This window comes from Prevotella sp. (genome assembly GCF_051059605.1).
In the GTDB taxonomy this organism is placed as follows: Bacteria; Bacteroidota; Bacteroidia; order Bacteroidales; family Bacteroidaceae; genus Prevotella.
The window spans coordinates 1678430-1703093 of sequence record NZ_CP050883.1; the positions used below are offsets into that span (position 1 = coordinate 1678430).

General features: G+C 37.9%; 12 protein-coding genes. 6 read left to right on the plus strand and 6 right to left on the minus strand.

All coding sequences use genetic code 11. The features are described 5' to 3' along the window. Nucleotides 1-9: 9 nt before the first annotated feature. Together HEQ28_RS06745 and HEQ28_RS06750 are read right to left on the minus strand one after the other, a co-directional pair. On the minus strand, nt 10-3030 hold the full coding sequence (locus HEQ28_RS06745; protein ID WP_434504378.1) for a SusC/RagA family TonB-linked outer membrane protein: 3021 nt from the start codon (nt 3028-3030) through the stop codon (nt 10-12). Nucleotides 3031-3063: 33 nt separating this feature from the next. Beyond that, nucleotides 3064-5505 (minus strand): glycoside hydrolase family 127 protein, encoded by a 2442-nt coding sequence (locus HEQ28_RS06750; protein ID WP_434504379.1) that lies wholly within the window; start codon nt 5503-5505, stop codon nt 3064-3066. Between the two features lie 210 nt (nt 5506-5715). Here HEQ28_RS06750 and HEQ28_RS06755 point away from each other — a divergent pair, with 210 nt between their 5' ends. Together HEQ28_RS06755 and HEQ28_RS06760 are read left to right on the plus strand one after the other, a co-directional pair. After that, the gene (locus HEQ28_RS06755) at nt 5716-7695 is read left to right on the plus strand and encodes a glycoside hydrolase family 97 protein (RefSeq protein WP_434504380.1); all 1980 of its coding nucleotides are present in this window, start codon (nt 5716-5718) and stop codon (nt 7693-7695) included. A gap of 24 nt (nt 7696-7719) precedes the next feature. After that, a complete protein-coding gene (locus HEQ28_RS06760) occupies nt 7720-10188 on the plus strand; it encodes a glycoside hydrolase family 127 protein (protein ID WP_434504381.1) in 2469 nt (822 codons plus the stop codon). Nucleotides 10189-10447: 259 nt separating this feature from the next. Here the strand turns inward: HEQ28_RS06760 and HEQ28_RS06765 are convergent, their stop codons facing one another. Continuing rightward, on the minus strand, nt 10448-11245 hold the full coding sequence (locus HEQ28_RS06765) for a Cof-type HAD-IIB family hydrolase (RefSeq protein WP_434504382.1): 798 nt from the start codon (nt 11243-11245) through the stop codon (nt 10448-10450). A 512-nt stretch (nt 11246-11757) separates the two neighbouring features. Here HEQ28_RS06765 and HEQ28_RS06770 point away from each other — a divergent pair. After that, entirely contained in the window at nt 11758-14844 is a 3087-nt protein-coding gene (locus tag HEQ28_RS06770) for a SusC/RagA family TonB-linked outer membrane protein (protein ID WP_434504383.1), read from the plus strand. A 32-nt stretch (nt 14845-14876) separates the two neighbouring features. After that, nucleotides 14877-16391, plus strand: a complete 1515-nt coding sequence (locus tag HEQ28_RS06775) for a SusD/RagB family nutrient-binding outer membrane lipoprotein (protein ID WP_434504384.1) — start codon at nt 14877-14879, stop codon at nt 16389-16391. A 1311-nt stretch (nt 16392-17702) separates the two neighbouring features. Here HEQ28_RS06775 and HEQ28_RS06780 read toward each other — a convergent pair. After that, complete coding sequence (locus HEQ28_RS06780; protein ID WP_434504385.1) at nt 17703-18269, minus strand: hypothetical protein; 567 nt, start codon at nt 18267-18269, stop codon at nt 17703-17705. Between the two features lie 365 nt (nt 18270-18634). Continuing rightward, a complete protein-coding gene (locus HEQ28_RS06785; RefSeq protein WP_434504386.1) occupies nt 18635-20263 on the minus strand; it encodes a beta-N-acetylhexosaminidase in 1629 nt (542 codons plus the stop codon). 260 nt (nt 20264-20523) lie between these two features. Between HEQ28_RS06785 and HEQ28_RS06790 the strand changes: the two genes are divergently transcribed. After that, nucleotides 20524-21639, plus strand: a complete 1116-nt coding sequence (locus tag HEQ28_RS06790; protein ID WP_434504387.1) for a cation diffusion facilitator family transporter — start codon at nt 20524-20526, stop codon at nt 21637-21639. Between the two features lie 30 nt (nt 21640-21669). Further along, nucleotides 21670-23337, plus strand: a complete 1668-nt coding sequence (locus tag HEQ28_RS06795) for a formate--tetrahydrofolate ligase (protein ID WP_434504388.1) — start codon at nt 21670-21672, stop codon at nt 23335-23337. A 64-nt stretch (nt 23338-23401) separates the two neighbouring features. Here the strand turns inward: HEQ28_RS06795 and serB are convergent, their stop codons facing one another. Beyond that, on the minus strand, nt 23402-24631 hold the full coding sequence (serB, locus tag HEQ28_RS06800; protein ID WP_434504389.1) for a phosphoserine phosphatase SerB: 1230 nt from the start codon (nt 24629-24631) through the stop codon (nt 23402-23404). Nucleotides 24632-24664 lie beyond the last annotated feature (33 nt).

The window sequence follows — 24664 nt, forward strand, 5'->3', positions numbered from 1 at the left end:
CTTTAAATATTAGAATGTGAATTTTGCACCCAAAGTGAACGTACGTATTGATGGATATTTGTCACGCCAGTCAATACCTGAACTCAAAGGATCTCCATTAGACAGTTCTGGATCTAGTCCCTTATAACCTGTTATTGTAAACAGATTGCTGCCTGACAAATATAAATAGATATTCTTTGCATACTTGTCTGATTTCAAAGGAACTGTATATCCGAGTGTAATATTAGAAAGTTTTACATAGTTTCCGTTTTCAAGATAATAGCTCACAAAAGTCTGCTTTTGTGCTCTTGACAAAACATAATCTCCATATTGCTTATCGGCTGCAGACTTAAGATGATTGTAGACAACAGCATTGTTCTCATAATATGCACGTGCCTCATTCAATATCTTAGCTCCAAACTGACCAGTGAATTGCATATTCAAATCAAATCCTTTATAGCTGAATGAGTTGTTCCATCCTAAATTAACCTTAGGAATAGCATTACCTAGGTATTGATGATACTTGTCATCTGTAAGCATATTATCTTTGAATTCTTCAGCTTTTCCAGTTTCCTTGTTTTCTATCATCCATAGTCCATTTTCAGAAACACCGACACTCTTCATTCCATACCACTGTCCGATAGATTTTCCTACTTCTAGACGTTGTGTTGTCAAAGATATAGGCTCGCCAAGACCAGCCATATCATGTTGATTTGCAGTCTGGTAAAGAGAGTTTGATAGACTTAGCAGTTTTGTTGCATTATATGCAGCCGTTACAGTTGTTCTCCATTCAAAGTCTTTCGTGCGAACTGGTACAGCATTTACAGCAATTTCAATACCCATATTACGCATCTTACCTACATTCGCTAAAGTATTATTATAGAGGTTTGGAGGACATGGAACATCATACGACCACAACATATCAGAAGTTTTCTTGTGATACATATCAATCGTTCCAGACAAACGTTCATTCAATACACTCCAGTCAATACCAACATTAAACTCGGTGCTCTTTTCCCATTTCAAATTAGGATTAGGATTAGAATACACATTTAGTCCCTGATACCATTTGCCATTATCATAGTAATAAGGATCACCTAGTTTCCAACGTGTCAATGATTGATAAGAGGCACTTGGGATGACACCGGTCACACCAAATCCAGCACGTATCTTAAGGTTATTAATCCATGTAAGTGATTTCATGAAACTCTCGTTACTGATTGTCCAACCCAATGATGCAGAAGGGAATGTACCCCATTTGTTATTGGCTCCGAATTTTGAAGAACCTTCACGGCGAACACTTACAAGAACATTGTATTTATCTGCATATCCATAGCTTATACGTCCAAAGAAACCAACAAGAGTATCATCACTCTTGTAACTTCCCATTCCAGCCTTACCGTCTTTAAGGAAACCACCAACTCCAATATTATTATCCTGATAGAAATCACTCATGAAGTTAGTATTATTGGCATTGAATCCTTCGTATTCGTTATACTGATAGCTGTATCCAGCCAAAGCTTCTACACGGTGATTACCAAACTGGTGTTTGTATGTAGATGTCAATTCCAGATTGTCACTCTTTCCATAAGAGTAGCTCTGATATGCATAACCCGTGTGATAATTTACCACCTGATCATAATACTTAGAAGTGTAATATCCCTTATCATGGCTATTGTCACGGTCTGTAGAAAGCATTAGATTGGTCTGCCATCCCTTTATTGGTTCAAAGGTAAGGTTGCCTACCATTCGTGTGCTTTCAGTCTTATACTCACCCTTATGCTCGTTTAGCAATTCAACAGGATTCATATAATAGTTTATTGCCATATTCTCATAATAGCTTCCATCCTGATTATAGATTGGCTCTGTTGGATTACGCATGATAGCTTGACGATAAATCTGTGTTGCTGCAGCATCTACTGGTCCATTCTCATGCCAACGCTTCATGATATTGAAAGAAATCTTCATCATATCATTCATGAACCAATGAGACAAGCCACCATTGAAGCGCATATCATTTGAATATGTCTTTATTATTACACCCTGCTGATCACGATAAGTGAAGTCTGCATTATATGTTGTACTCTTGTCACCACCACTAATCATGATATTATGATTATGTGTAAATGCAGTGCGTGTCACTGCATCAAGCCAGTCGGTGTCATAACCCTTATCATTAAATTGAGTAAGGCCATTACGTACATCAGTTCCGTCCATCATATCAAGCTTTTTGCCAAATGAAGATAAAGACATATAACCGCTGTAGTTAACAGTTGTGGCGGCGTCACGTCTACCACTCTTTGTAGTAATGATGATCACACCAGCTGCACCACGTGTTCCGTATATAGCTGCTGCTGATGCGTCTTTCAATACATCAACGCTCGCAATATCTTCAGGTGCAACAGTACTAAGACTGCCCTCTATTCCATCAACGAGAACCAAAGGAGTGTTACCTCCACTAAGAGAAATGATACCACGAAGGCGAATACTTGATGCAACGCTTGGGTCACCGCTACCATTAGCAATGGTAAGACCAGCTACCTTACCTTTAATCAAGTCTCCGGCATCCTTTATATTTCCCTTTGAGAAATCTTCTGATTTAATGCTTGTTATTGCTGATGTTATGTCACCTTTCTTCTGGGTACCATATCCAATAACAACAACTTCGCTAATAGATTTAAGATCTTCTTTAAGAGTTATCTTGCCACTTTTTGTTGTTTCCTGTGTGATGAAGCCAACATAAGAGATTAGAACAGAACTTCCTCTCTTTATATTAAGAGTGTAATTTCCGTTTACATCGGTAACAGTACCATTGGAACTGCTGCCCTTTTCAACAACGCTAGCCCCGATGATAGGCTCGCCGTTAGCATCAAGTACTAAACCTTTAATAACTGTCGTGTTTTGTTGTACAATAGTCGGAGAAGGATTTCCAGATGACTCTGGAGACGCCATTACAGAAATTGCAGTTCCTGTAGACAAAAGTAAACACGCAGAGGCTTTTATAAATGCATTGCTATGCATGAAGCCATTTGAGAATAGTGTTTTCTTCATGATTGACTCTTTTTGTTTTTAGGTTTGATATTATTAATTATTAACTTTCCATTCTATGATTCCTCCGCTTGCGCCCTTGCGCAACTGAGCTATTATCTTTAATCCAGTGGTGGTCACAGGAGTGAAATCCACACTGTTGTATTTGTCTTTGTCAATACCATAGCTGCTAGGATGCTCAACTTCCTTCCAATTGCCTTCGCTATCCTTATAATATAGTTTCCAACTTTCTGGAGTTCTAAAGTTTCCATCATAATGGTCAAAATCCAACCAATATACTTCTACATTACTTACATTGTATGATTTGTCAAATTCATAAGCGATGCTTTCGGGTGTTCCATTTTTTAGCCACCAATAATGATATGGCTTACTTATATCGCTGCTTCGTTTTGGTTCCCATTGGTCGTTAACTCCCCAAGTCTCTCCCATCACTGCAGCAGTTTCGGGTGCATCTTTCTGTATTGCACTTTGATAGAACAAAGTCTTTGCCTTACTTGCAATGGTTGGCTGCGGCTTTACGTGTGCGTTTGTAGGAGAATAAGGTATCCACACTTCCATTTGATCGGCTCCGCGATTATTCCAAGTGCTGTATGGTATAGCATGGAATGTAGTATTTTCTACTGTTCCGTCTTGTTCTATTTCTTCAGCCTTGCCACTAAGTTCCACGATACCATTTAATTTCACAGAATCATAATTTGCATCTATTTCTGTATTGGCTGTTATAACCTTGTTGAATACTGTCGAATCTTTCTGATCTTTACCTTCAAGACAATATACAATAGGACCACGTTCTAAAGCATATTTTCCTCTATCGTCTTCTACATTATCATTTGCCTTTACACGTCTAACATTCATAGGAAGTGAAAGTTCTATCACGTCTCCTTTTTTCCATTTTTTATTCACTACGGCATATCCGTCAGCAATATAAGCCTTTATTTCTTTGCCATTCACCTTTAATGTATATTGCTTTGCTGAATCTGCAAAACTATAAAGATTTGTAGCTACAGGTTTACTCTTTGCCCAAGAAGGAATACGCAAGCGAATATTGAATTTAGCGTTGTTTTTAGGATTTACTGTTATCTTTATGTTTCCATTCCAAGGATAATCAGTTTGTTGCAGCATTTCTGTACCATTCACGTTTCCCTTTCCTTGAATATATAGATTAACAAAGATATCACTACCTTGGGATGCATATTGATATTGCGGAACACTTGCAATGAAACGTGTCACATTACCTGGGCAACAAGCACATCCAAACCATTTCTGACGTTCATGCTGCCCCATGCTTTCCAACGGATTATCATAGAAAAACTTATCACCACTCAAACTTACTCCACTCAATACACCATTATATAAAGCACGTTCATATATATCTACATATTTACTGTCACCTGTGGCTAGGAACATGCGATAATTCCAATATACATTTGCTATTGACGCACATGTTTCGCTATATGCAGTCATATTGTTTAGTTCGTAATTCGGTCCAAATCCCTCACCTTCTGCACGGCTTCCGATACCACCTGTTATATATAGTTTCTTGCCAGCCATGTTTTCCCATATACGTTCCAGTGCATGGAAATAGGCCGTATCGTTAGTCAATGAAGCAACATCGGCAACACCGCTGAATAGATATCCAGCCCTTACAGCATGTCCAACTATCTCATCTTGTTGTAATATCGGTTTATGATCCTGACTGTATTCACTTAGGGCATGTCCGTCTGTTCCACGTCCTGTTTCCTCAACAAAATATTTAGCCATATCAAGATATTGTCTTGTTCCTGTCACCTTATATAGTTTGCAGAGTGCCATTTCAACGATAGGATGTCCTGATGGTCTATGAATTTGTCCCTCTTTAGGTCCGAAAGTCTTACATATAAGATTAGCGTTTTTTATAGCAACATTTAAAAATGTTCTTTTTCCTGTAGCTTTATAATGTGCAATAGCCGACTCAATCATGTGTCCGCTATTATAAAGTTCATGACTATTAATCTTTTCCCATTTGTGAGTACCCCACCATCCTGAAAGTCGATAACATTTATTTGTTACGCATGTTGTCAGATAACCATCTGATTCCTGGGCAGCAGCGATTATTGAAATCACACTATCAAGATAATGATCTAATTTTTTGTCGTAATGTACTGCAAGGCTGTAGCTTGCACCTTCTATTACTTTATAAGGATCGGTATCATCAAAAGAGAAATCTCCACGATGCTCACCTTTCTTTAGACCTGCTGAAATGGCAAAATTGTCAAAACGCCCGTTGTTTTCACATTCACGAAATGCTGAAGGTATTGATACTGTTCGGTTGATTTCTATTCGTGGACTCCAAAACACATCATTAAGATGCACATTAGTAAATGGAACTTCTGTGATTGGGGCTTTGGCGCGAAGCAAATACTTCGGAAGTTGATTCGAAGCATTTGCCCCAAAACCAAATAACATACAACCTATAATTAATTGCGATTTTTTATTCATGGTTATTTTTACTTATTTAGACATAATCGCAAAGTAACCTTAAATTTATTAAACTTGATAAAAATATCGTCTATCAAAATAGCAAAATAGTCCAAAAGGTTTAACAAACCCTATTTTTGGACTATATTTTCATATTGATTGGACTCTTTTGCTATCACTTGTTTTATAAAATTCATATCTTTGCACATGTATTTTAAAATATATTTCACCATGAAAAGAATTCAGTTAATAATTATCACCTTATTGTTATTAGGTGGAAAAACTTTCGCTAATATATATAATGTGGAGTCGCCCGACCATCACATTAAAATTCATGTAAATACAGATGATAGTATTTCGTTCTATGTAAATCTAGGCAATAATGAGATAATACACAAATCGAGTATCGGACTCATTCTTGATAAAGGTTACCATATTGGAAACAAAGTAAAGGTCGTTAGTGCAAAAACTTCTAGTGTAAATGAAATCATCAAGGCTCCATTTTACCGTCAAAACAGTTTCCAAAATAACTATCATGAATTGAAGCTAAAGTTTAAAAATGGATTTGGACTAGCGTTCAGGGTATTCAATGAAGGCATAGCTTATCGCTTTTTCTATATTGGGAATAAAAAGAATATGATAGATAGCGAGATTGCCAATTACAATTTTGGTAAAGAAAGGAAAGCATGGTTGCCATATACAACGAATGACAAGGCACCATTTGCGATGGCTTTCCAAAATATTTACGACAACACAACTATAGGAAAGGCTGAAAAGAAGATTGCCTTTTTGCCTGCAACGGTTGACTGTGGAAATGCTAAAGTAACTATTCTGGAGAGTGACTTGGTATCATATCCTGGAATGTTTTTAATTGCTGATGGTGATTATCTAAAAGGAGTATTCGCTAAATATCCAAAGAAGATGGAATACTATCCTTGGAGACACATGAGCCATGTTGCAGAAACGAATAATTATATAGCTGCTTCAACAGGATCATGCAACTATCCATGGAGAGTTTTCGCCATTACTGAAGCTGACACAAAGATGCCTGTAAATAACTTGGTTTATGCCTTAGCACGTCCAAATAAGATAGGTAATACAGACTGGATACGTCCAGGAAAAGTTTCATGGGACTGGTGGAACGACTGGAATCTTAAAGGTGTTGATTTCAAGGCTGGAATAAACCAACAGACTTATAAGTATTATATAGACTTTGCATCAAAAAACCATATTGAGTATATTGTTCTTGACGAAGGTTGGTATGATTCAAAAAGCGGTGATATAATGCATCCAATTAAGGATATCAATCTTGAGGAACTTATAGAATATGGCAAAAAACGGAATGTTGGAATTGTGTTATGGTCGGTGTTTAACGTCATGGATGAAAATCTTGAAAATATATGTCGACATTATGCCGATATGGGAATAAAAGGATTCAAGGTTGACTTTATGGATCGCGACGACCAGACTGCCGTTGAAATGGTTGAGCGTTTGGCTGATTGCACGGCAAAGCATCATCTTATCCTTGATCTGCATGGAATATACAAACCAGTAGGACTGAACAGAACATATCCGAACATCATTAACTATGAAAGTGTTTTTGGTATGGAAGAATCAAGGTGGACTACCATTGACCACGACATGCCTTTATATGATGTTACTTTCCCGTATATACGTATGATGGCTGGACAAGTTGACTTCACTCCTGGTGCAATGCGTAATGGTACAAAGAACGATTGGAAAGCAAACTATATAAAGCCTATGTCTATGGGCACACGATGTCATCAGGCTGCATGCTACGTCGTCCAAGACAGCCCATTCACAATGCTTGCCGACTCTCCAACAAGTTATGAAGCAGACAGTACCTATACGAAGTATATTGCCGATATACCAGTAGTATATGATGAGACTATAATTCCTCAAGGAGAAATAGGTAAGTATATTGTTACTGCGAGACGCAATGGAAACAAATGGTATATAGCAGGACAGACAAACTGGGATTCTCGTGATATAACAATCAACTTCACTTTCCTGAAATCGGGAATTGAATATAAAGCAAGAATAATGAAAGACGGAATCAACGCAGACCATGATGCAGAAGATTATCGCATTGAAAGTTGCACTGTTAATGCGAAGTCTTCTATCAAAATGCATCTTGCTTCAGGTGGAGGTTTTGTCATATCAATCATACCGACATCAACTTCTGAATAAAATAAAACACATAATATAACAACGATGAAAAAACGATTCTTCATTATTGCAATGGCCATAACGATATTTATGCCAGCAATTGCACAGAGAGAAAAACATGTAGGAGGATATCCTATAACTCCAGTACCGTTTACGTCGGTTAAAGTATGGAACAACACATTCTGGGGACAGCGACTTGAAACATCACGTAAGGTTACTATTCCTCTGGCATTCAGTAAATGTGAGAGTGAAGGTCGCTACAAGAACTTTGAAAGAGCTGCGCATCCTTCGCCAAACTATAATGTTGCCGAACTGATGCCTTATAGTTTTGATGACACAGATCCATACAAGACAATCGAAGGCGCAAGCTATATATTACAGACTTATCCTGATGAGAAACTAAAGGCTTACATTGACAGTGTTCTTGATATTATTGGAGCGGCTCAAGAGCCAGACGGATATCTATATACTGCACGTACTCAGAATCCACAGAATCCTCATCCTTGGTCTGGCAGTACTAGATGGAGCAAGGAAGAAGATTTAAGTCACGAACTTTATAATCTTGGACACATGATAGAGGGTGCTGTGGCTCATTGGCAGGCTACAGGAAGCCGAAAATTTCTCGACATCGCAATAAGATATGCTGACTGCGTTGTCAAAGAAGTTGGACCGAAACCAGGACAGGCTTGTGTTGTTCCGGGACATCAGATTGCCGAAATGGCTCTTTGCAAACTATATCTAGCTACAGGAAATAAGAAGTATCTTGACGAAGCTAAGTTCTTTCTTGACTATCGTGGAAAGACTGAGATTAGACAGGAATACTCACAAAGTCACAAACCAGTTATCGAACAGGACGAAGCTGTTGGACATGCCGTGCGCGCAGCATATATGTATGCAGGAATGGCTGACGTTGCTGCTCTTACCGGAGACACTGCTTACATAAAGGCTATTGATAGAATCTGGGACAATATCGTTGATAAAAAACTTTATATCACTGGTGGTATAGGAGCGACAAACAACGGTGAGGCTTTCGGACCTAACTATTATCTGCCTAACATGAGTGCCTATTGCGAGACATGTGCTGCTATAGGAAACGTATATGTGAACTATCGACTGTTTCTTTTGCATGGAGATAGTAAATACTACGATATTCTTGAACGCACTCTTTACAATGGACTCATCAGCGGTGTGAGCATGGATGGTGGAGGATTCTTCTACCCTAACCCACTCGAAAGTATGGGACAACATCAGCGTCAGGCATGGTTTGGATGTGCTTGTTGTCCAAGCAACATCTGTAGATTCCTTCCTTCATTGCCTGGATACATCTATGCCGTTAGAAACAGAAACATTTACGTGAACCTGTTCCTCAGCAACAGTTCTAAGATAAGTATTGACGGAAAGAATGTTTCGCTAAGTCAGGAGACAAACTATCCTTGGAATGGAGACGTAAAGATAAAAGTAGACAACAACAAAGCAGGAAAGTTTGGTATGAAGATACGTATTCCTGATTGGGTGAAGGGACAACCAGTACCTTCTAGTCTTTATTCATACAGTGATGCATCGCGCCCTTCTTACAAGATTATGGTAAACGGTCGCTCTGTTACTGCCTCAGTTACAGCTGACGGATATTATACGATTGAACGTAATTGGAAAAAGGGTGACGTTGTAAACGTTCATTTTGATATGGATGTACGCACAGTACGTGCAGACAATAAGGTAGAGGCTGATCGTGGAATGGCAAGCGTAGAACGCGGACCACTTGTATATTGTGCCGAATGGCGTGATAACTCTTTCGACATCATGAGCGTATTGCTTAATCGCGAACCGAAGTTCAGCGAAGGAAAACTTCCATATTCGTCATTCATTGCTGATAGTCTGAAAACTAGACTCCAACAATATCGCGACCAGAATATCACCACGCTTGCCACAGATGCACAGACTTTAGCATACGACAATAGTGGAAAGCTGACAACAAACAACGTTAAGCTAGAACTTATACCATATTTTGCATGGTGTCATCGTGGAAGTGGAAACATGAAAGTTTGGCTACCACAGGATGTAAAGGCTACACGCCCGTCTGCTCCTGCTACATTGGCATCACAGGCAAAGATTGCGTCTTCCACACCAAGCAGTTCTATGCGCAGCATTGCCGACGGACTTGTTCCTGCCGACGAGAACGACCGTTCTATTCCTTATTTTCATTGGTGGCCAAAACAAAACACTACTGAATGGATAACATATACATTCCCTGAAGCAAAACAGATTCAAAGCGCTACCGTATATTGGTTTGATGATCAGCCTTGGGGAGGATGCAAAACTCCAGACTCATGGACTATACAATATAAGGATGCAAACGGTAATTGGCAGAACGTAGAGAATGTAGATTCTTATCCTATTAAAAAGGGAACTGCATGTACTGCTAACTTCAAACCGGTTAAAACCTCAGAAGTGAAAATATCAGTAAAACAGCCCGCTAAATTCTCTTGCGGACTCTTTGAATGGAGTGTTAGATAACTCCGTATTTTGTGGCAAACACTATAGAATAAATTCTCAAATCTATGCGACAAAATTCTCAAATCTCCATTGCAAAATTCTCAAATCTATTACTTAAAAGAGTCTATAGAAGGAGGATAAACGCGTCAAATTTTCATACAATTAGCTCTATTCATTCCAATCAATAGTGCATAAAATATGGCATGACTAGCTTTCTATCTAGTAATAAAATCAAGAACTGAGATATTGAAAAAATTAAATACGCACTAACATAATATTGTTAACTGATAACTCCGTATTTTATTAATGCATTCATGATGCCGTCTTCGTCAACACTTGTTGTTGTGAAGTCGGCATTTTTCTTTACCTCATCACCGGCATTTCCCATAGCGACTCCTATTCCAGCCTGTTTGATAATAGAAATATCGTTACCTCCATCACCAAAAGCCATGGTATCTGCTATGTTGAAACCTTCATGTTCAGCCATAGCTAGTAAACCCTTGCCCTTGTCTGCTGCTTCACATGTAATATCTGTGAAGTCAAGACACCAACGACCAGAAGTGCAGTTTTTTAGATTCGCCATTATCAAAGCCTCTTGTTCCTCAGAGATAAAAGGAGTCATCTGTAATATTGGCTGAACCAAAACATCTTCTATGGGTTTATCATAGTCCAAATTGTTCACTCCTAGAGCTTTATGGAACACATCATCAACAACATCTTTGTAATTGTATATGGCAATATCCTGTTGTCCTACAAAGATAACAGGTCTGTCCCATTGTGAGGCTGCATTTAGCATCATCTGAATGTCCTCTGTAGGAATATCATTACAACATATCGTATGTCGTCCTGCTTCATCATCCACGAAACAGTAAGCACCATTTGTGGTGATATATCCATCAATGAGATGTTCTATCTGCCCAAGATTTGTTATAAGTGATATTGGTCTACCGGTAGATATGTATATTTTCACTCCATTTTTCTTTGCTTCAGCAATTGCGTCAACTGTAGTTTGCGGAATTTGATGAGTCTTGAAAGATACTAAAGTTCCGTCTATATCAAAAAATAAAGCTTTTATCATATCCTGAATTATTTAATTGAATGCGAAGGTATGGAAAAAATATGATACCGCCAAAAAATGCACAAGATTAGTTTTTCAACCAACATCAGGTTCTAGTTTTCAACAAATACCTACACGAAAGGTTATAGAGTCTACCTAACATTAGGCATTTTTAAGGAATAAGCTAAAGTACTGACAAATACAAAAAACAAGCTAACAAACTTATAATCAGCACATTAAAATCAAAATTGCTTCTTTAAAAAATACATAATTTTTAGGTATTGAAAATACTCTTTAAAACCTCTACCTTTGTCACCTTGAATGATTCAGGACATTATGATTAAACTATATTAATAATTATGAAATCAAAAATCACCTATATATGGTGATTGCCACATTAGCTATAACAGTATACAATGACGTTGATCCCAGCACAGAACATAACGGGCATCAACTCTAATTATGACTTTTTCGCTATCGGATAATAAACGTAAATGTGTAAACGCAAATTAATTATAAACAAAGTATTAAAAATGTTGAGAAAGATTGTTTTATTTATGACTCTTATGTTCATCTCGTTTTTAAATATATATGGACAGCAAGAGAGACCTAACCGAAATTTGGTAGTTGGGCAAGTAGTAGAAGAAGAAAACGAAGACCCAATCCCTTATGCAACGATTTTCATTAAGGGTGCTAACAAACAAGTTCTAACGGATGACAAAGGTCAGTTTGCTATACAAGCAAATAAGAATAATGTTTTAATTGTTTCCTATATTGGTTTTGAATCCAAAGAGGTTCACGTAACATCTCACAATGTTAAGATCTATCTGAAAAAAGCAGCGTATGAGCTTGATGAAGTTCAGGTTGTGGGTACGGCGCTAGGTTTAAAGCGTCCAGCTAAAGAATTAGGATATTCAGCCACTATAATTAATAATGCTAAGTTAACAGAAGGATCTCCAACAAATACGCTTACTGGTCTGAGTTCTAAAGTAGCAGGACTAAGAATCAATATGTATGACAGTAAAGTTGATCCTGATTTCAAGGTTGTACTGAGAGGATACAGATCTCTGACCGGAAACAACGAGCCTATATATGTAGTAGATGGTATGCCGATACCGAACATTAATAGATTAAATCCTAATGATATCGAAAGTATTACTGTTTTAAAAGGTGCAAATGCTGCGGCATTATATGGTTCAGAAGGCGTTAACGGAGCCTTAATTATTACGACCAAAAGTGGTGAAAACGGAAAAGGAAAGGTTGAATACCGAAACTCTACCATGTTTTCTAGCGTTTTCTTATTACCTAAAGCGCAAAATTCTTTCGGACAAGGCATAGATGGTGTTTACGATCCTACAACATCTCAATCTTGGGGACCAGCTTTTGATGGAACAATGAAAAACTTTGGAACAGTATTGCCCAATGGAGAGCAGCCTAAAGTATTGTATGCCGCTCCGAGTCATGACGTACGTAAGGATCTTTTTCAAACAGGAGTAAACGTTCAACATGATATATCTTTTTCAAAGGCAACCAATCGTGCTTCGTATTTTACCTCTTTGCAAGCAATGCAGATTGATGGAATCATACCTCATGATAAAAGCACGAGATATAGCGGTCGATTTAATACAACTCAGAATTTCGGAAACTTGACCTTGGCTACAAGTATTAATTTCTCTAATACAAACAGTAATACTGCCCCCGATGGTCCTTGGCCATCACTGTATGTGTTGCCGGCTAATTATCCGCTAGACGAGATGAAAAACTGGAAAGATGAAAACTCCTTAGGTAATCCAAATAACTACTTTGTGAGTGGAGTTTCTGGTCTTCAATTAAACAGTCCTTATTACTACATAGATACCCATCGCGACAAAAGCCGTCAACAGGTGCTAAATGGTAAGATTGAAGCTGAATATACTTTCTTTCCATGGTTAAAAGCTATGGCTCGTATTGGATTATATAATTCAGATACACAAACGCACAGCTCTATAACAAAATACGATACTTATGTGTCTGGGCGAAACCAAAGCGGTAGTGTTAGCGATGGTTCCACACTTGTAAGGCGTGTCAATGGCGATTTTATTATCAGAGCAAATCAGAAATGGGGAAAATTCGCTGTTAATGGAATCGTGGGAGAAAACATCAGAGATGATTATGCAAAATCAATGAATTTATCAGCAGCTAACTTATTGTTTTCAAATATCGAAAACCCAGATAGCCGTAGTGGAGATTTGTCGGGGTCTACTAATATCAGCCGTCAGCGCGAGGTTGCTTTGTATGGTGAAGTTACTGGTGGATATAATGATTATCTATTCTTGACTGTTACCGGACGAAATGACTGGGTATCAGTGCTCAGCAAACAAAATAGATCCTTCTTTTATCCTGGAATAAGTACTTCTTTTGTATTTTCAAATGCTTTCGATTTTTTAAAAGAATCTAAAGTGTTTTCTTTTGGGAAGATTTATGCTGCTTACAATAAAACAGGTAATGTTTCTGGAATCACCCCATACGCATTGAACTTATCTTATAGTCAGGCAACAAACTTTCCTTATAATAATTTAGTTGGATATGTACCCGCATCTCAGAAACCTAATACAAATATTAAGCCTGAGTTTGTGCACTCTTTCGAAATAGGAACACAACTTAGCTTTTTCGATCGCCGATTAAATGCGGAGATTGCTTATTCATACTCTAATTCAAAAGGACAGATATTCCAAGCATCTACATCTGCCGCAACTGGATATACTTCTACTCTCATCAATATGGGAGAGTTATCTAATAATGTATTGGAGGTGTCTCTGAGTGGAGATATTCTTCGTAGCAAAAACTGGAGATGGAACTTAGCTCTGAATTACAGCTATATCAAGAATAAAGTTAACGACCTGTACGGAACTGATGACACAGAAGAATACAATATCTTTAAAGTTTTGTACGCCGTTAAAGGAGAGTCCTTCCCTAGTGTGAAAGTTACAGACTACAACCGCGATCCTCAAGGGCGTATAATTGTGGATGCAAAAACAGGTCTTCCGTCAAAAGCTGTAGCGCTTACAACAAAAGGCTCGTCTGTTCCTCCTCATTTGTTTGGACTTCAATCAAGTATCAGCTATAAGAGTTTCTCATTATACTTCGATTTCGACTGTCGTCTTGGTGGATGGAATAATTCTGAATTTATTAATTCAATGATAAAAGCTGGAACACACCCTATGACAACTGAATACAACAGAAAGGAATACATTATTCCTAATTCTGTTATACTACAAACCAATGCTGACGGAACAAAGACTTATGTAGAAAATACATCAGTCTATGCTAAAGGTAGTGACAAAGCAAGTTATTGGTCAAGTTATGTGGCTGGCTATACAATCAATTATACAGCGAAATCAGATTATCTGAAATTAAAAACATTAAGTCTATCCTATAATGTTCCACATTCTATATTGAAAAGACTAGCCATAATCAGTGATGCTACTATCAGCATACAAGCTACAAACTTATTCATAATCAGACATAAAGGATACGATGCTGGTGATCCGGAAAATCTTTATTATAATGAAGGCTTTAACGGCTGGAGACAACAGCCTCCTTATCGCACGTACGGTTTCACTTTAGATGTTACTTTTTAAAACAGACTATTATAAAATAAAAAATTGATGAGATGAAAAAATATAATATCGCACTATACATATTCTTTATATCCTTTGTAGGCAGTTGCTTTCAATCTTGCGACTCTTACCTCGATGTAAACGAAAATCCCAATAAGCCAATGGATAAAGACATGACTTTGGCTTATAGATTGCCATCAGCATTATACAATACCGCTTATCAAGAATCGGTACAACTCAACCAGTTAGGTTGTTTCTGGGGTGGATATTGGGGATTAAATGCAGAAAGCAAAACTCAATATGCTAATATTCAAGAGTATAACGGACCCGATATAATGTCTGAACGTAATGGTATTCCTATCTGGGACAATGGATATACATACGCTAACAACTATTATCTTATCCTTAATCAGGCAACAGAAGAAGGTTCAAAAGTATATGGAGGTATTGCCCGTATTATGCTTGCTTGGCACTTTATGCGTTTAGCAGATATATATGGCGACATCCCGCTAGACCAAGCCTTCAACATGGAGACATATCCACATCCTGAATACGAAGATGGTATTGAAGTATATAAGAAAACTATTGATATGTTGACTGAAGCTGTAAATATGCTGAAAGCTAAGAGAAGTGTGGCTGAAGCTAAACCATCTTCTGATGACATTGTCTTTAACGGAGATGTGACCAAATGGATTCAATTTGCAAATACCATAAAGCTTAGGGCTTTGATTCGTCAGAGTGAAGTCACAGGGCAACAATCATACATCGCATCTGAAATTGAAAAAATCAAAGTCGAAGGCAGTGGTTTTCTTACAGAATCAGCTTTAGCCAATCCTGGTTTTACAACAAGTAAACCCAACCCATATTGGAGTAATTATTATCGCTCAACAGCTGATAAGGAAACCTCTATTCATACTTATATTCGTCCTACCGAATATGTTATAGCGCAATATGAGGCTTTAAATGATCCTCGTTTGGCAAATTTATATACTAAAACATCAGCAGGCAAGTATCAAGGGGTAATTTTTGGATATACAGGCAATGATGATAAATATAAGATGGCGAACACCTCTGTATTAAAAGGACCGAAAGAAAACAAATCTCAAGCCGGAGCTATTTTCAAATCAGCAACTCAGTCGTTGGTCTTGCTAAGTGATTTCGAAAGTTACTTTCTACAAGCCGAAGCCGCTCAGAGAGGCTGGATCGACGACAATGCAGGAAGCTTGTATCAAAAAGGTATTGAAGCCTCGTGCACCTATATGGGAGTTGCACCATCTGATATATCATCTTACTTGGCGCAGCCATCAATTACTTACGATGGCACCATTAAACAAATCATTCTACAAAAATGGCTAGCTCTCAATTCTATCAATGGAATTGAAGCATGGAACGATTTTAGAAGATTAGGTTTGCCTCAATTCCCTAATTCGGCTGTTGAGAGTGATACATCGATTCGTCCTAAACGATTGCTCTATCCTGAAACAGAAACACAGACAAATGTTGCTCAGGTAAAGAAACGTAATATTACAGATATTACAAAAGATCGTGTTTGGTGGGATGTACATTAAATAAAAATAAGTAATCCTTCTTTTGCTATATTATAAGGGCATCGCAATTCATTAGTACAACATGTAACTAAGCGATTTCCTATGTTAAATCAAAGATTGCAACTCTATCAGAAAGGTTCTTCATCACATATATTGATGAAGAACCTTTCATTTTATTTTTGAAGATGTTTCCCTAAGTTTTTCGTGTTTTTTAGCTACGAAGCTACGGCATCTTTCGCAAAGCCTATAAACAGAGGGGTTGACGATACTTAGCTAGATCCATTTAGCTACGATTAGCTACGTTTTAGCTACGTCATCCATTTCTGTATATATAATGTACGTGCAGGTACGCGCGCACTTAGGGTTTTTAAAATATAAGTGTCGAAGTGTCAACTTAATGAATATCAGTATTTTATCGACAAATCAGGCGTCATAAAGTGACGGTGAACTGACGGTAAAATATCGAGTTTTGCATGCTTTTCTATATAGAAAGAGTTACGTTTCTATATAGAAACGCAAACTTTTCTACGATGTTTTACCTCCTATTGCTTCGTAAAACGCAGTCCATTTCGTCGTAAAACGCAATGCAAAACATCGTAAAACGCATTGAAATACCTCGTAAAGTGCAATACAATATGAGTAACAATTTCGCCCATATTTTACCGACAGATAACCGACACGTAATGTCACTTGAAAAGTCTTCTAACAATCTGATGCTCAATGAGTAGACACTTTGACACTTATTTTTACGAAAAACCCAGAGTGTGCGCATGCGCACGCACGTGTATTACGATGTGAGCACCCCCAGTAATTAAAACTTTGGCTAACAGTCTAACCTAAATCCCATTGCATGGACAAAATTTTTGCAGTATCTTTGCAGAGAATTCAGCGGAATTCGGCAGAACATTTAAACAAGCTTGAAAATTCTGTTTCCGTTTACTGCATCTATTTTCACATCCTCAGTTCCTCAGATACAGTCAACAGTTCTTTGACAAATTCACTCACTGAATACATTCCATCCTTAAAACAACATAAGTTGACGTAGCTAGAACGTAGCTTACCGTAGCTAAATCCTGCAAGCTACGTCTCGTCAACCGCTCTGTTTAGAGGCTTTGCGAAAGATGCCGTAGCTTCGTAGCTAAATAACACAAAAAACTCAGGTAAGACAGTCAAATATAGAATAATAACTAAAAAAATGAAGTCCCGATTGGAACTTCATTATTCTTTTTCTATAGCATTGCCACTCTTACTAAGCAACATTTCAAACAACGCTTCATGCCTTATTTATGTTAAACTTAGGAATGATTGCAAGTCTTTATATATTAGTAAAAACTATTTAATTGTATAACAGTAAACTGTCATATTCTTCTCAGTTAAACTATTTGGGTTAGTAACCATTACACCATATTCACCAGGAGTAGATGGTATGTTTAGTATATAAGCTGTTTCGCCATATTTCTTTGCCTGAAAAGAAACTAAATCGTCAGCACCAGACTGAGCTCCACCAAATGTATTTGTTTTGGCAATTACACAACGTCTTTTATCTCCTTTAGATTCAAACTTCATGATTTGAATGAACGAATTAGGATCTTGCTTGTTGTCTGCAGCTTTTACTACCAAACGATAGGCCTTTGCATCCGAACCAACACAACTAGATGTAGCACCGTCCACTTGGATACGAGACTTTACAGAACCAATACCAGTAAGGAAGACCGAAGCTCCAGCTTTAGCTTTTACAACACCTATTTGCTTTTCTGCAGCAAAACTTGTTGTATCCTTGTCATTAATACAAAGAAGATTAGTCTCTCCAATAAACTCTGGTTCATAACTGGCTTTAGTTTGAGCCGTTGCTGTTGTCATAGATATAATGGCAAACAGTGTAAGTAATGTTTTTTTCATAAATCAATCTATATTAGTTATTATTTTTTCTGATACATAACAAGCAATCAAGCGTTTACACATGCTGGAAGCTTACTTACTATTATAATATGAAAATTTTACAATAAACAATTTCAATATGTTTACAAATGTAGTAATTTTAAATTTAACACATATATTTTAAAGCTACATAATCAAATCAATTAAAACATTTTAACTTTCCTAGAATTAAACAATTGGCGAACATTTGTCTTTCTGATAATGTTATAACATGTTGGCTAGATTTGTTTTTATCGCTAAGGAATTATTGCGAAACTAGCATAAATATCACAGAACCACCTTGCTACTATAGACAAGAAGATACATCAAATTGTCTATTTTCCTCTTTATTTTTCGACAAAGTACTTAAAGCCATACGCCTTATATACCTGCAATAGCCTTGTAAGTCTCTGTTTAAAGTCAGCATAATTCTTCTTATCATATTGCATCCACTGCACCTCAGACAAGGCTGCCATTCGTGGCAACACCTGATACTCAGCAAGGGATGGGCACACGATATATTCAGTCCAAAGATTGGCCTGTACGCCTATGATATGCTTTTTCTCGTCAGCAGTCAAAGAATCAGGAACAGGTTGATAACTATATGTCTTCTCCATATTGAGATTCCCACCAATAAGCAAAGGTTCATTCCATGTTTTGTCAGTCTGATAATAATCAAAATAGCAATATGAAACAGGAGTCATAATGGCATCGTGACCAAGACGTGAAGCTTTTATTCCACCATCAACGCCACGCCATGACATGATTGTGGCACTCTTCTGAACATCGCCTTCAAGGATTTCATCCCAACCAATAATCTTTCGACCTTTCTGATTAAGATATTTCTCTATTCGTGACACAAGATATCCTTGTAATCTGTTTTCGGGCGTACATTCCTTATCAGCTTTTATCCCTAAGCTTTTTATCAAGCCTTGGCACTTCTCACATGTAGTCCACCTCTGTTTTGGAGCCTCATCACCTCCAAGATGTATATATTTTGAAGGGAAAATATCAATGAGTTCATCCAAGACATCCTGTATAAATTGATAGGTTTTCTCATTTCCAGCACAAAGGATATCATCAAATACGCCCCAGTTTCCACTTACTTCATAAGGTCCACCAGTGCATCCCAATTCTGGATATGCAGCAAGTGCGCCAAGCATGTGTCCGGGCATGTCAATCTCTGGGATAACAGTAATGTATCGTTCCTTAGCATACTCTACAATTTCACGTGCCTGCTGCTGAGTGTAGAAGCCACCATAAGGAGTATTATCATCAAGTGAAGAGTTACGTCCTAAAGTAGTATGTTTGCGAATCGAACCAATCTTTGTAAGCAAAGGATATTTCTTTATCTCAATTCTCCATCCCTGATCATCGGTAAGATGCCAGTGGAAAGTATTCATATTGTGCAATGCGAGCAAATCAATATACTCCTTGACGAAATCAACAGGAAAGAAATGCCTTGCCACATCCAGCATCATACCACGATAGGCAAAGCGTGGTGAATCTGTTATCACTGCTGCCGGCATCACAACATTTTCAGCATGTTGAATAATTGGCAACGACTTGCGCAAAGTCTGTATTCCATAAAAAACACCGTTGGCGGTCTTTCCTGATATAATGATGTTATGTTGATTAACTTCTATCTTATAAGCTTCATCACCTATTATCTTTTTGTCAATGCGTAAGAATATGTTTCCTTCAGATTTAGAAGGACGAGGCTTAACCATCAGAGAAAGTCCAACTGACTTCTTTACATATTCGGCAAGGAAGGTAGCATTTCTTTGTAGAAGGCTGTCACCATTAGCATACACTATATTTGCAGAAGCATTGAGGATAAATGGTTTATTGCCCAATATCTTAATACTCTCAGGCAATGGCACTACACGATAGTCAGCCTTAACATCATCTGCATAAGCAGAAGAAACACAGAAAGATACTATCATGGCACAAAAGAATGATAAAATTCGTTTCATTACGTTTTTAATTATTATCAGTATTATAATTAACAATACCAACGGTTTGAAACTGAAGCCGAAGACATTGATTAATTCACAAATGTAATCAAAATCGAAACAACGACAAAATAAAACAGCAAGTTTTTAATTTCAATAAAGTATATGGTAAAAAAACGAATTTGATATTTTACCGAAATATTATGTAAAAACTATTGGACTGTAAATGAATAATTAGCGAATTATTTGTATCTTTGCATGCGTTATCACAAAGAAAGATTATGATTAAAGAATCTTCACGCGAATCCACAATAGTGAAAACCAGTTATGTTGGTATCGGAACCAACATATTGCTTGTACTGTTTAAAGCTATAGTGGGACTAGTTGCTAACTCGATAGCCATCGTGCTTGACGCGTTAAACAACTTGACTGACGTGCTGTCTAGCTTGATAACTATCATTGGAGCAAAACTTGCCAATAGACCTGCTGACAAAGGACACCCATACGGACATGGAAGAATAGAATATTTCAGCGCAATAATTATTGCCTTTATTGTTCTTGCTGCCGGAATTACATCACTAATTGAATCTACAAAGAAAATCCTTAACCCAGAGCCTTCTCAATATACTTATATTTCTGTATCAATAATTGCCATTGCTGTGGTAGTTAAAATTGTGCTTGGAAAATACGTATCGAAGATTGGTAAAACTGTAAACTCTCAAGCATTAACGGCTTCAGGTGCAGATGCGTCATTTGATGCAGTGATTTCAGCTGCCACACTAATGTCGGCACTAATTATGATGATATGGGGTATATCGGTTGACGCATGGTTAGGTGGGCTGATATCAATTGTTATCATTAAAGCAGGTATAAAAATGGTGATGTCGCCAGTAAACGACCTCATTGGCAGACGAATAGATGCTAAACTAACGAAAAGTATAAAAATGGATGTAGCTGCAATTCAAGGAGTAAACGGTGCATACGATTTGCTGCTACACAACTATGGACCAGAAAAAATGGTTGGATCGGTACATATCGAAATCCCAGACACATTGAGCGCAAGTGAGATTTATACGATAACAAAGAATGTACAAAGAAAGATAAGAGAGAAATACAATATCTTTCTAACGGTTGGAATATACGCTATAAACTCAAAAGATAAGACAGCTCTTGATATGCAAGAACAAATCAGGACTGTAATAGCAAAATATAAAAACATCATGCAGATGCATGGACTGTATATAGACAGAACGCTCAAAATTATACAGTTTGATATATTGGTGAGTTTTATGGAAGAAGACGTCATAATGCTGAGGCAGAATGTTATCAACGGTATCAACGAGATATTTACTGGCTATGATATAGAAATAAACATTGACAGGGATATCACTGACTGAGAATACACAACATTACTATACGAGAAATAAATGAAAACGGAACTTGAAATTGCACGCGAATGCAAATTGGAACGCATTGAAAAGATTGCGGACAAGATTGGGGTACCAAGCGAAGAGCTTGAAAACTACGGTAAATATATTGCCAAAGTACCACTTAAACTTATTGACGCTGATAAAGTTGCCAAAAGTAATCTTATTCTTGTTACTGCTATAAGCCCTACAAAGGCAGGTATCGGAAAGACCACTGTAAGCATTGGCCTATCTATGGCGATGAACAGGCTGGGAAAGAAATCAGTGCTAGCGCTTCGTGAGCCTAGTCTTGGTCCTTGTTTCGGTATGAAAGGTGGTGCTACAGGTGGAGGATATGCACAGGTGTTGCCTATGGATAAGATAAACCTGCACTTCACTGGTGACTTTCATGCTATAACTTCTGCTCATAACATGATTGCAGCGTTACTTGACAACTACATCTATCAGCATCGCGAAGAAGGTTTCGCACTGAAAGAAGTTATGTGGAAACGTGTTTTGGATGTCAACGACCGTAATTTGAGATGTATCACAACAGGTATTGGTCCTAAGACAAACGGAATTGTAGCTGAAAGCGGATTTGATATTACTCCGGCAAGCGAGATAATGGCGATACTCTGTCTAGCAAAAGACGAAGACGACCTGAGACTTAGAATAGAGAATATACTACTTGGAGTAACACTCGACAATAAACCATTCAAAGTGAGAGATCTTGGTGTCGGTGGAGCTATAACAGTATTACTGAGAGATGCACTATCACCAAACTTCGTACAGACGATAGAAGGTACAGCAGCATTCATACATGGCGGTCCTTTTGCTAATATAGCTCATGGCTGTAATAGTATTATCGCAACAAAAATGGCAATGACATTCGGCGACTATGTTGTGACAGAAGCTGGATTCGGTGCTGATCTTGGCGCAGAGAAGTTCCTTGATATAAAATGCTTTAAGGCAGGAATACAACCAAAGCTAACAATTATTGTGGCTACAATTATGGGGCTGAAAATGCACGGAGGCATGCAGGTTGGAGATCCAGGCAACGGAAATATGGACAACATAAAGACCGGACTTGAAAATCTTGATAAGCACATCAGTAACATGCGCAATATGGGACAGAGTGTTGTTGTTACCCTAAACAGATTCAGCAATGACAAGGACGAAGAAATAGAACTCGTCAGCCAGCACTGCAAAGAATGCGGCGTGGGATTTGCAATGAATGAGGCTTATATGAAAGGTGGTGAAGGTTGTCTTGAACTTGCACAACTAGCAATAGACACGATATCTAACAATCCTTCAGGAGATATTAAATTCACATACAGCGAAACAGACAGCATAAAGGACAAGATTACAAGTGTTGCTAAAAATGTATATGGTGCAAGCAACGTGGTATTCAAAAAGTCTGCCGTTAAAGCTCTTGAGCGCATTGACGAATGGGGACTGGGTAATTATCCAGTATGTATCGCAAAGACACAATATTCACTAAGCGATGATGCTAAGAGACATGGTGTACCAAAGGACTTCACATTCACTATTCGTGACCTTGTCATAAATACCGGTGCTGAAATGATTGTGGCTGTAGCTGGAGACATCATGCGCATGCCAGGATTGCCAAAGCATCCACAGGCAGAAAGAATTGATATTGAAAACGGTCTACTTGTTGGACTAGAATAAGATAAACGAAATAAGGCAGAAAATGATTATTATTTTCTGCCTTATTTTTTATATATTAAATGCTTTACAATTTACCTTGTTCACCAAGATAACTATCCTTGAAACCAAGGAAATAAAGCACACCGTCAAGTCCTATATTACTTATTGATTGTTGCGCTGTAGCCTTAACACGTGGCTTTGCATGAAAAGCAATGCCAAGTCCTGCTTCTGAAATCATCGGTAAGTCATTGGCTCCATCGCCTACAGCTATTGTCTGGGCTAGATTCACTTGCTCTACCTGTGCTATTAGTTTAAGAAGTTCAGCTTTGCGCTTACCATCAACAACATCTCCAATGTATTTACCAGTAAGCTTTCCGTCTTCGCCAATTTCCAACTCATTTGCATATACATAATCAATACCATAACGTCTGCGCAGATATTCTCCGAAATAGGTGAAACCACCACTTAGTATAGCAATCTTATAACCGCATCGTTTCAATACTGACATAAGACGATCGGCACCCTCGGTGATAGGCATGTTTTCGGCAATCTCATGCATAACTTCTGCATCAAGTCCTTTGAGAAGTGCAACACGTTCGGCGAAACTTTCCTTAAAATCTATTTCTCCACGCATCGCCCTCTCGGTAATAGCCTTCACCTGAGCTCCCACTCCTGCACGAGCAGCTAACTCATCAATACATTCAGTTTGTATAAGCGTGGAATCCATATCAAAGCAAATGAGACGTCGCATGCGGCGATACATATCATCACGTTGGAAAGAGAAGTCAATTTCCTGTTCTGAAGCCATCTGCATCAGTGATGCCTGAATTTGTTCCCTATCAGCAGGTGTACCTCTTAGAGAAAACTCAATACATGCACGTACGTTACGTTCTGGCTTTTTGATACTCATTCTACCTGTAAGTCTCAATATAGAGTCGATATTCAGCCCTTGTTCAGCAATAATCTTTGTAGCTGCTGCAATTTGCTTGGCAGAAAGCGTACGACCGATAACAGTAAGAATAAATCTGTTCTTGCCCTGACGGTTAACCCATGATTCATATTCATCATCAGAAATAGGTGTGAAACCAATGTTTACATTAAGTTCATCGGCCTTGAAAAGTAATTCTTTCATTACCTGACCAGAATGCGTATAATCTATGCGGATAAGAATACCTAGCGAAAGAGTGCTATGAATGTCAGCCTGACCGATATCAAGAATATGTGCATCGTAGAGCGCAAGTATTTCCATTATCGAAGCAGTAAGACCTGGACGATCCTGACCTGTTATACGAATTAAAATCTGTTCTTCTTTCATAATGAAATAATATATATTACCCCGCTTCATAAT

Excerpts from the sequence above, each read along its gene's own strand:
- HEQ28_RS06745 (WP_434504378.1), bottom strand. The coding sequence starts at position 3,030 with ATGAAGAAAACACTATTCTCAAATGGCTTCATGCATAGCAATGCATTT.
- HEQ28_RS06750 (WP_434504379.1), bottom strand. The coding sequence starts at position 5,505 with ATGAATAAAAAATCGCAATTAATTATAGGTTGTATGTTATTTGGTTTT.
- HEQ28_RS06755 (WP_434504380.1), top strand. The coding sequence starts at position 5,716 with ATGAAAAGAATTCAGTTAATAATTATCACCTTATTGTTATTAGGTGGA.
- HEQ28_RS06760 (WP_434504381.1), top strand. The coding sequence starts at position 7,720 with ATGAAAAAACGATTCTTCATTATTGCAATGGCCATAACGATATTTATG.
- HEQ28_RS06765 (WP_434504382.1), bottom strand. The coding sequence starts at position 11,245 with ATGATAAAAGCTTTATTTTTTGATATAGACGGAACTTTAGTATCTTTC.
- HEQ28_RS06770 (WP_434504383.1), top strand. The coding sequence starts at position 11,758 with ATGTTGAGAAAGATTGTTTTATTTATGACTCTTATGTTCATCTCGTTT.
- HEQ28_RS06775 (WP_434504384.1), top strand. The coding sequence starts at position 14,877 with ATGAAAAAATATAATATCGCACTATACATATTCTTTATATCCTTTGTA.
- HEQ28_RS06780 (WP_434504385.1), bottom strand. The coding sequence starts at position 18,269 with ATGAAAAAAACATTACTTACACTGTTTGCCATTATATCTATGACAACA.
- HEQ28_RS06785 (WP_434504386.1), bottom strand. The coding sequence starts at position 20,263 with ATGAAACGAATTTTATCATTCTTTTGTGCCATGATAGTATCTTTCTGT.
- HEQ28_RS06790 (WP_434504387.1), top strand. The coding sequence starts at position 20,524 with ATGATTAAAGAATCTTCACGCGAATCCACAATAGTGAAAACCAGTTAT.
- HEQ28_RS06795 (WP_434504388.1), top strand. The coding sequence starts at position 21,670 with ATGAAAACGGAACTTGAAATTGCACGCGAATGCAAATTGGAACGCATT.
- serB (WP_434504389.1), bottom strand. The coding sequence starts at position 24,631 with ATGAAAGAAGAACAGATTTTAATTCGTATAACAGGTCAGGATCGTCCA.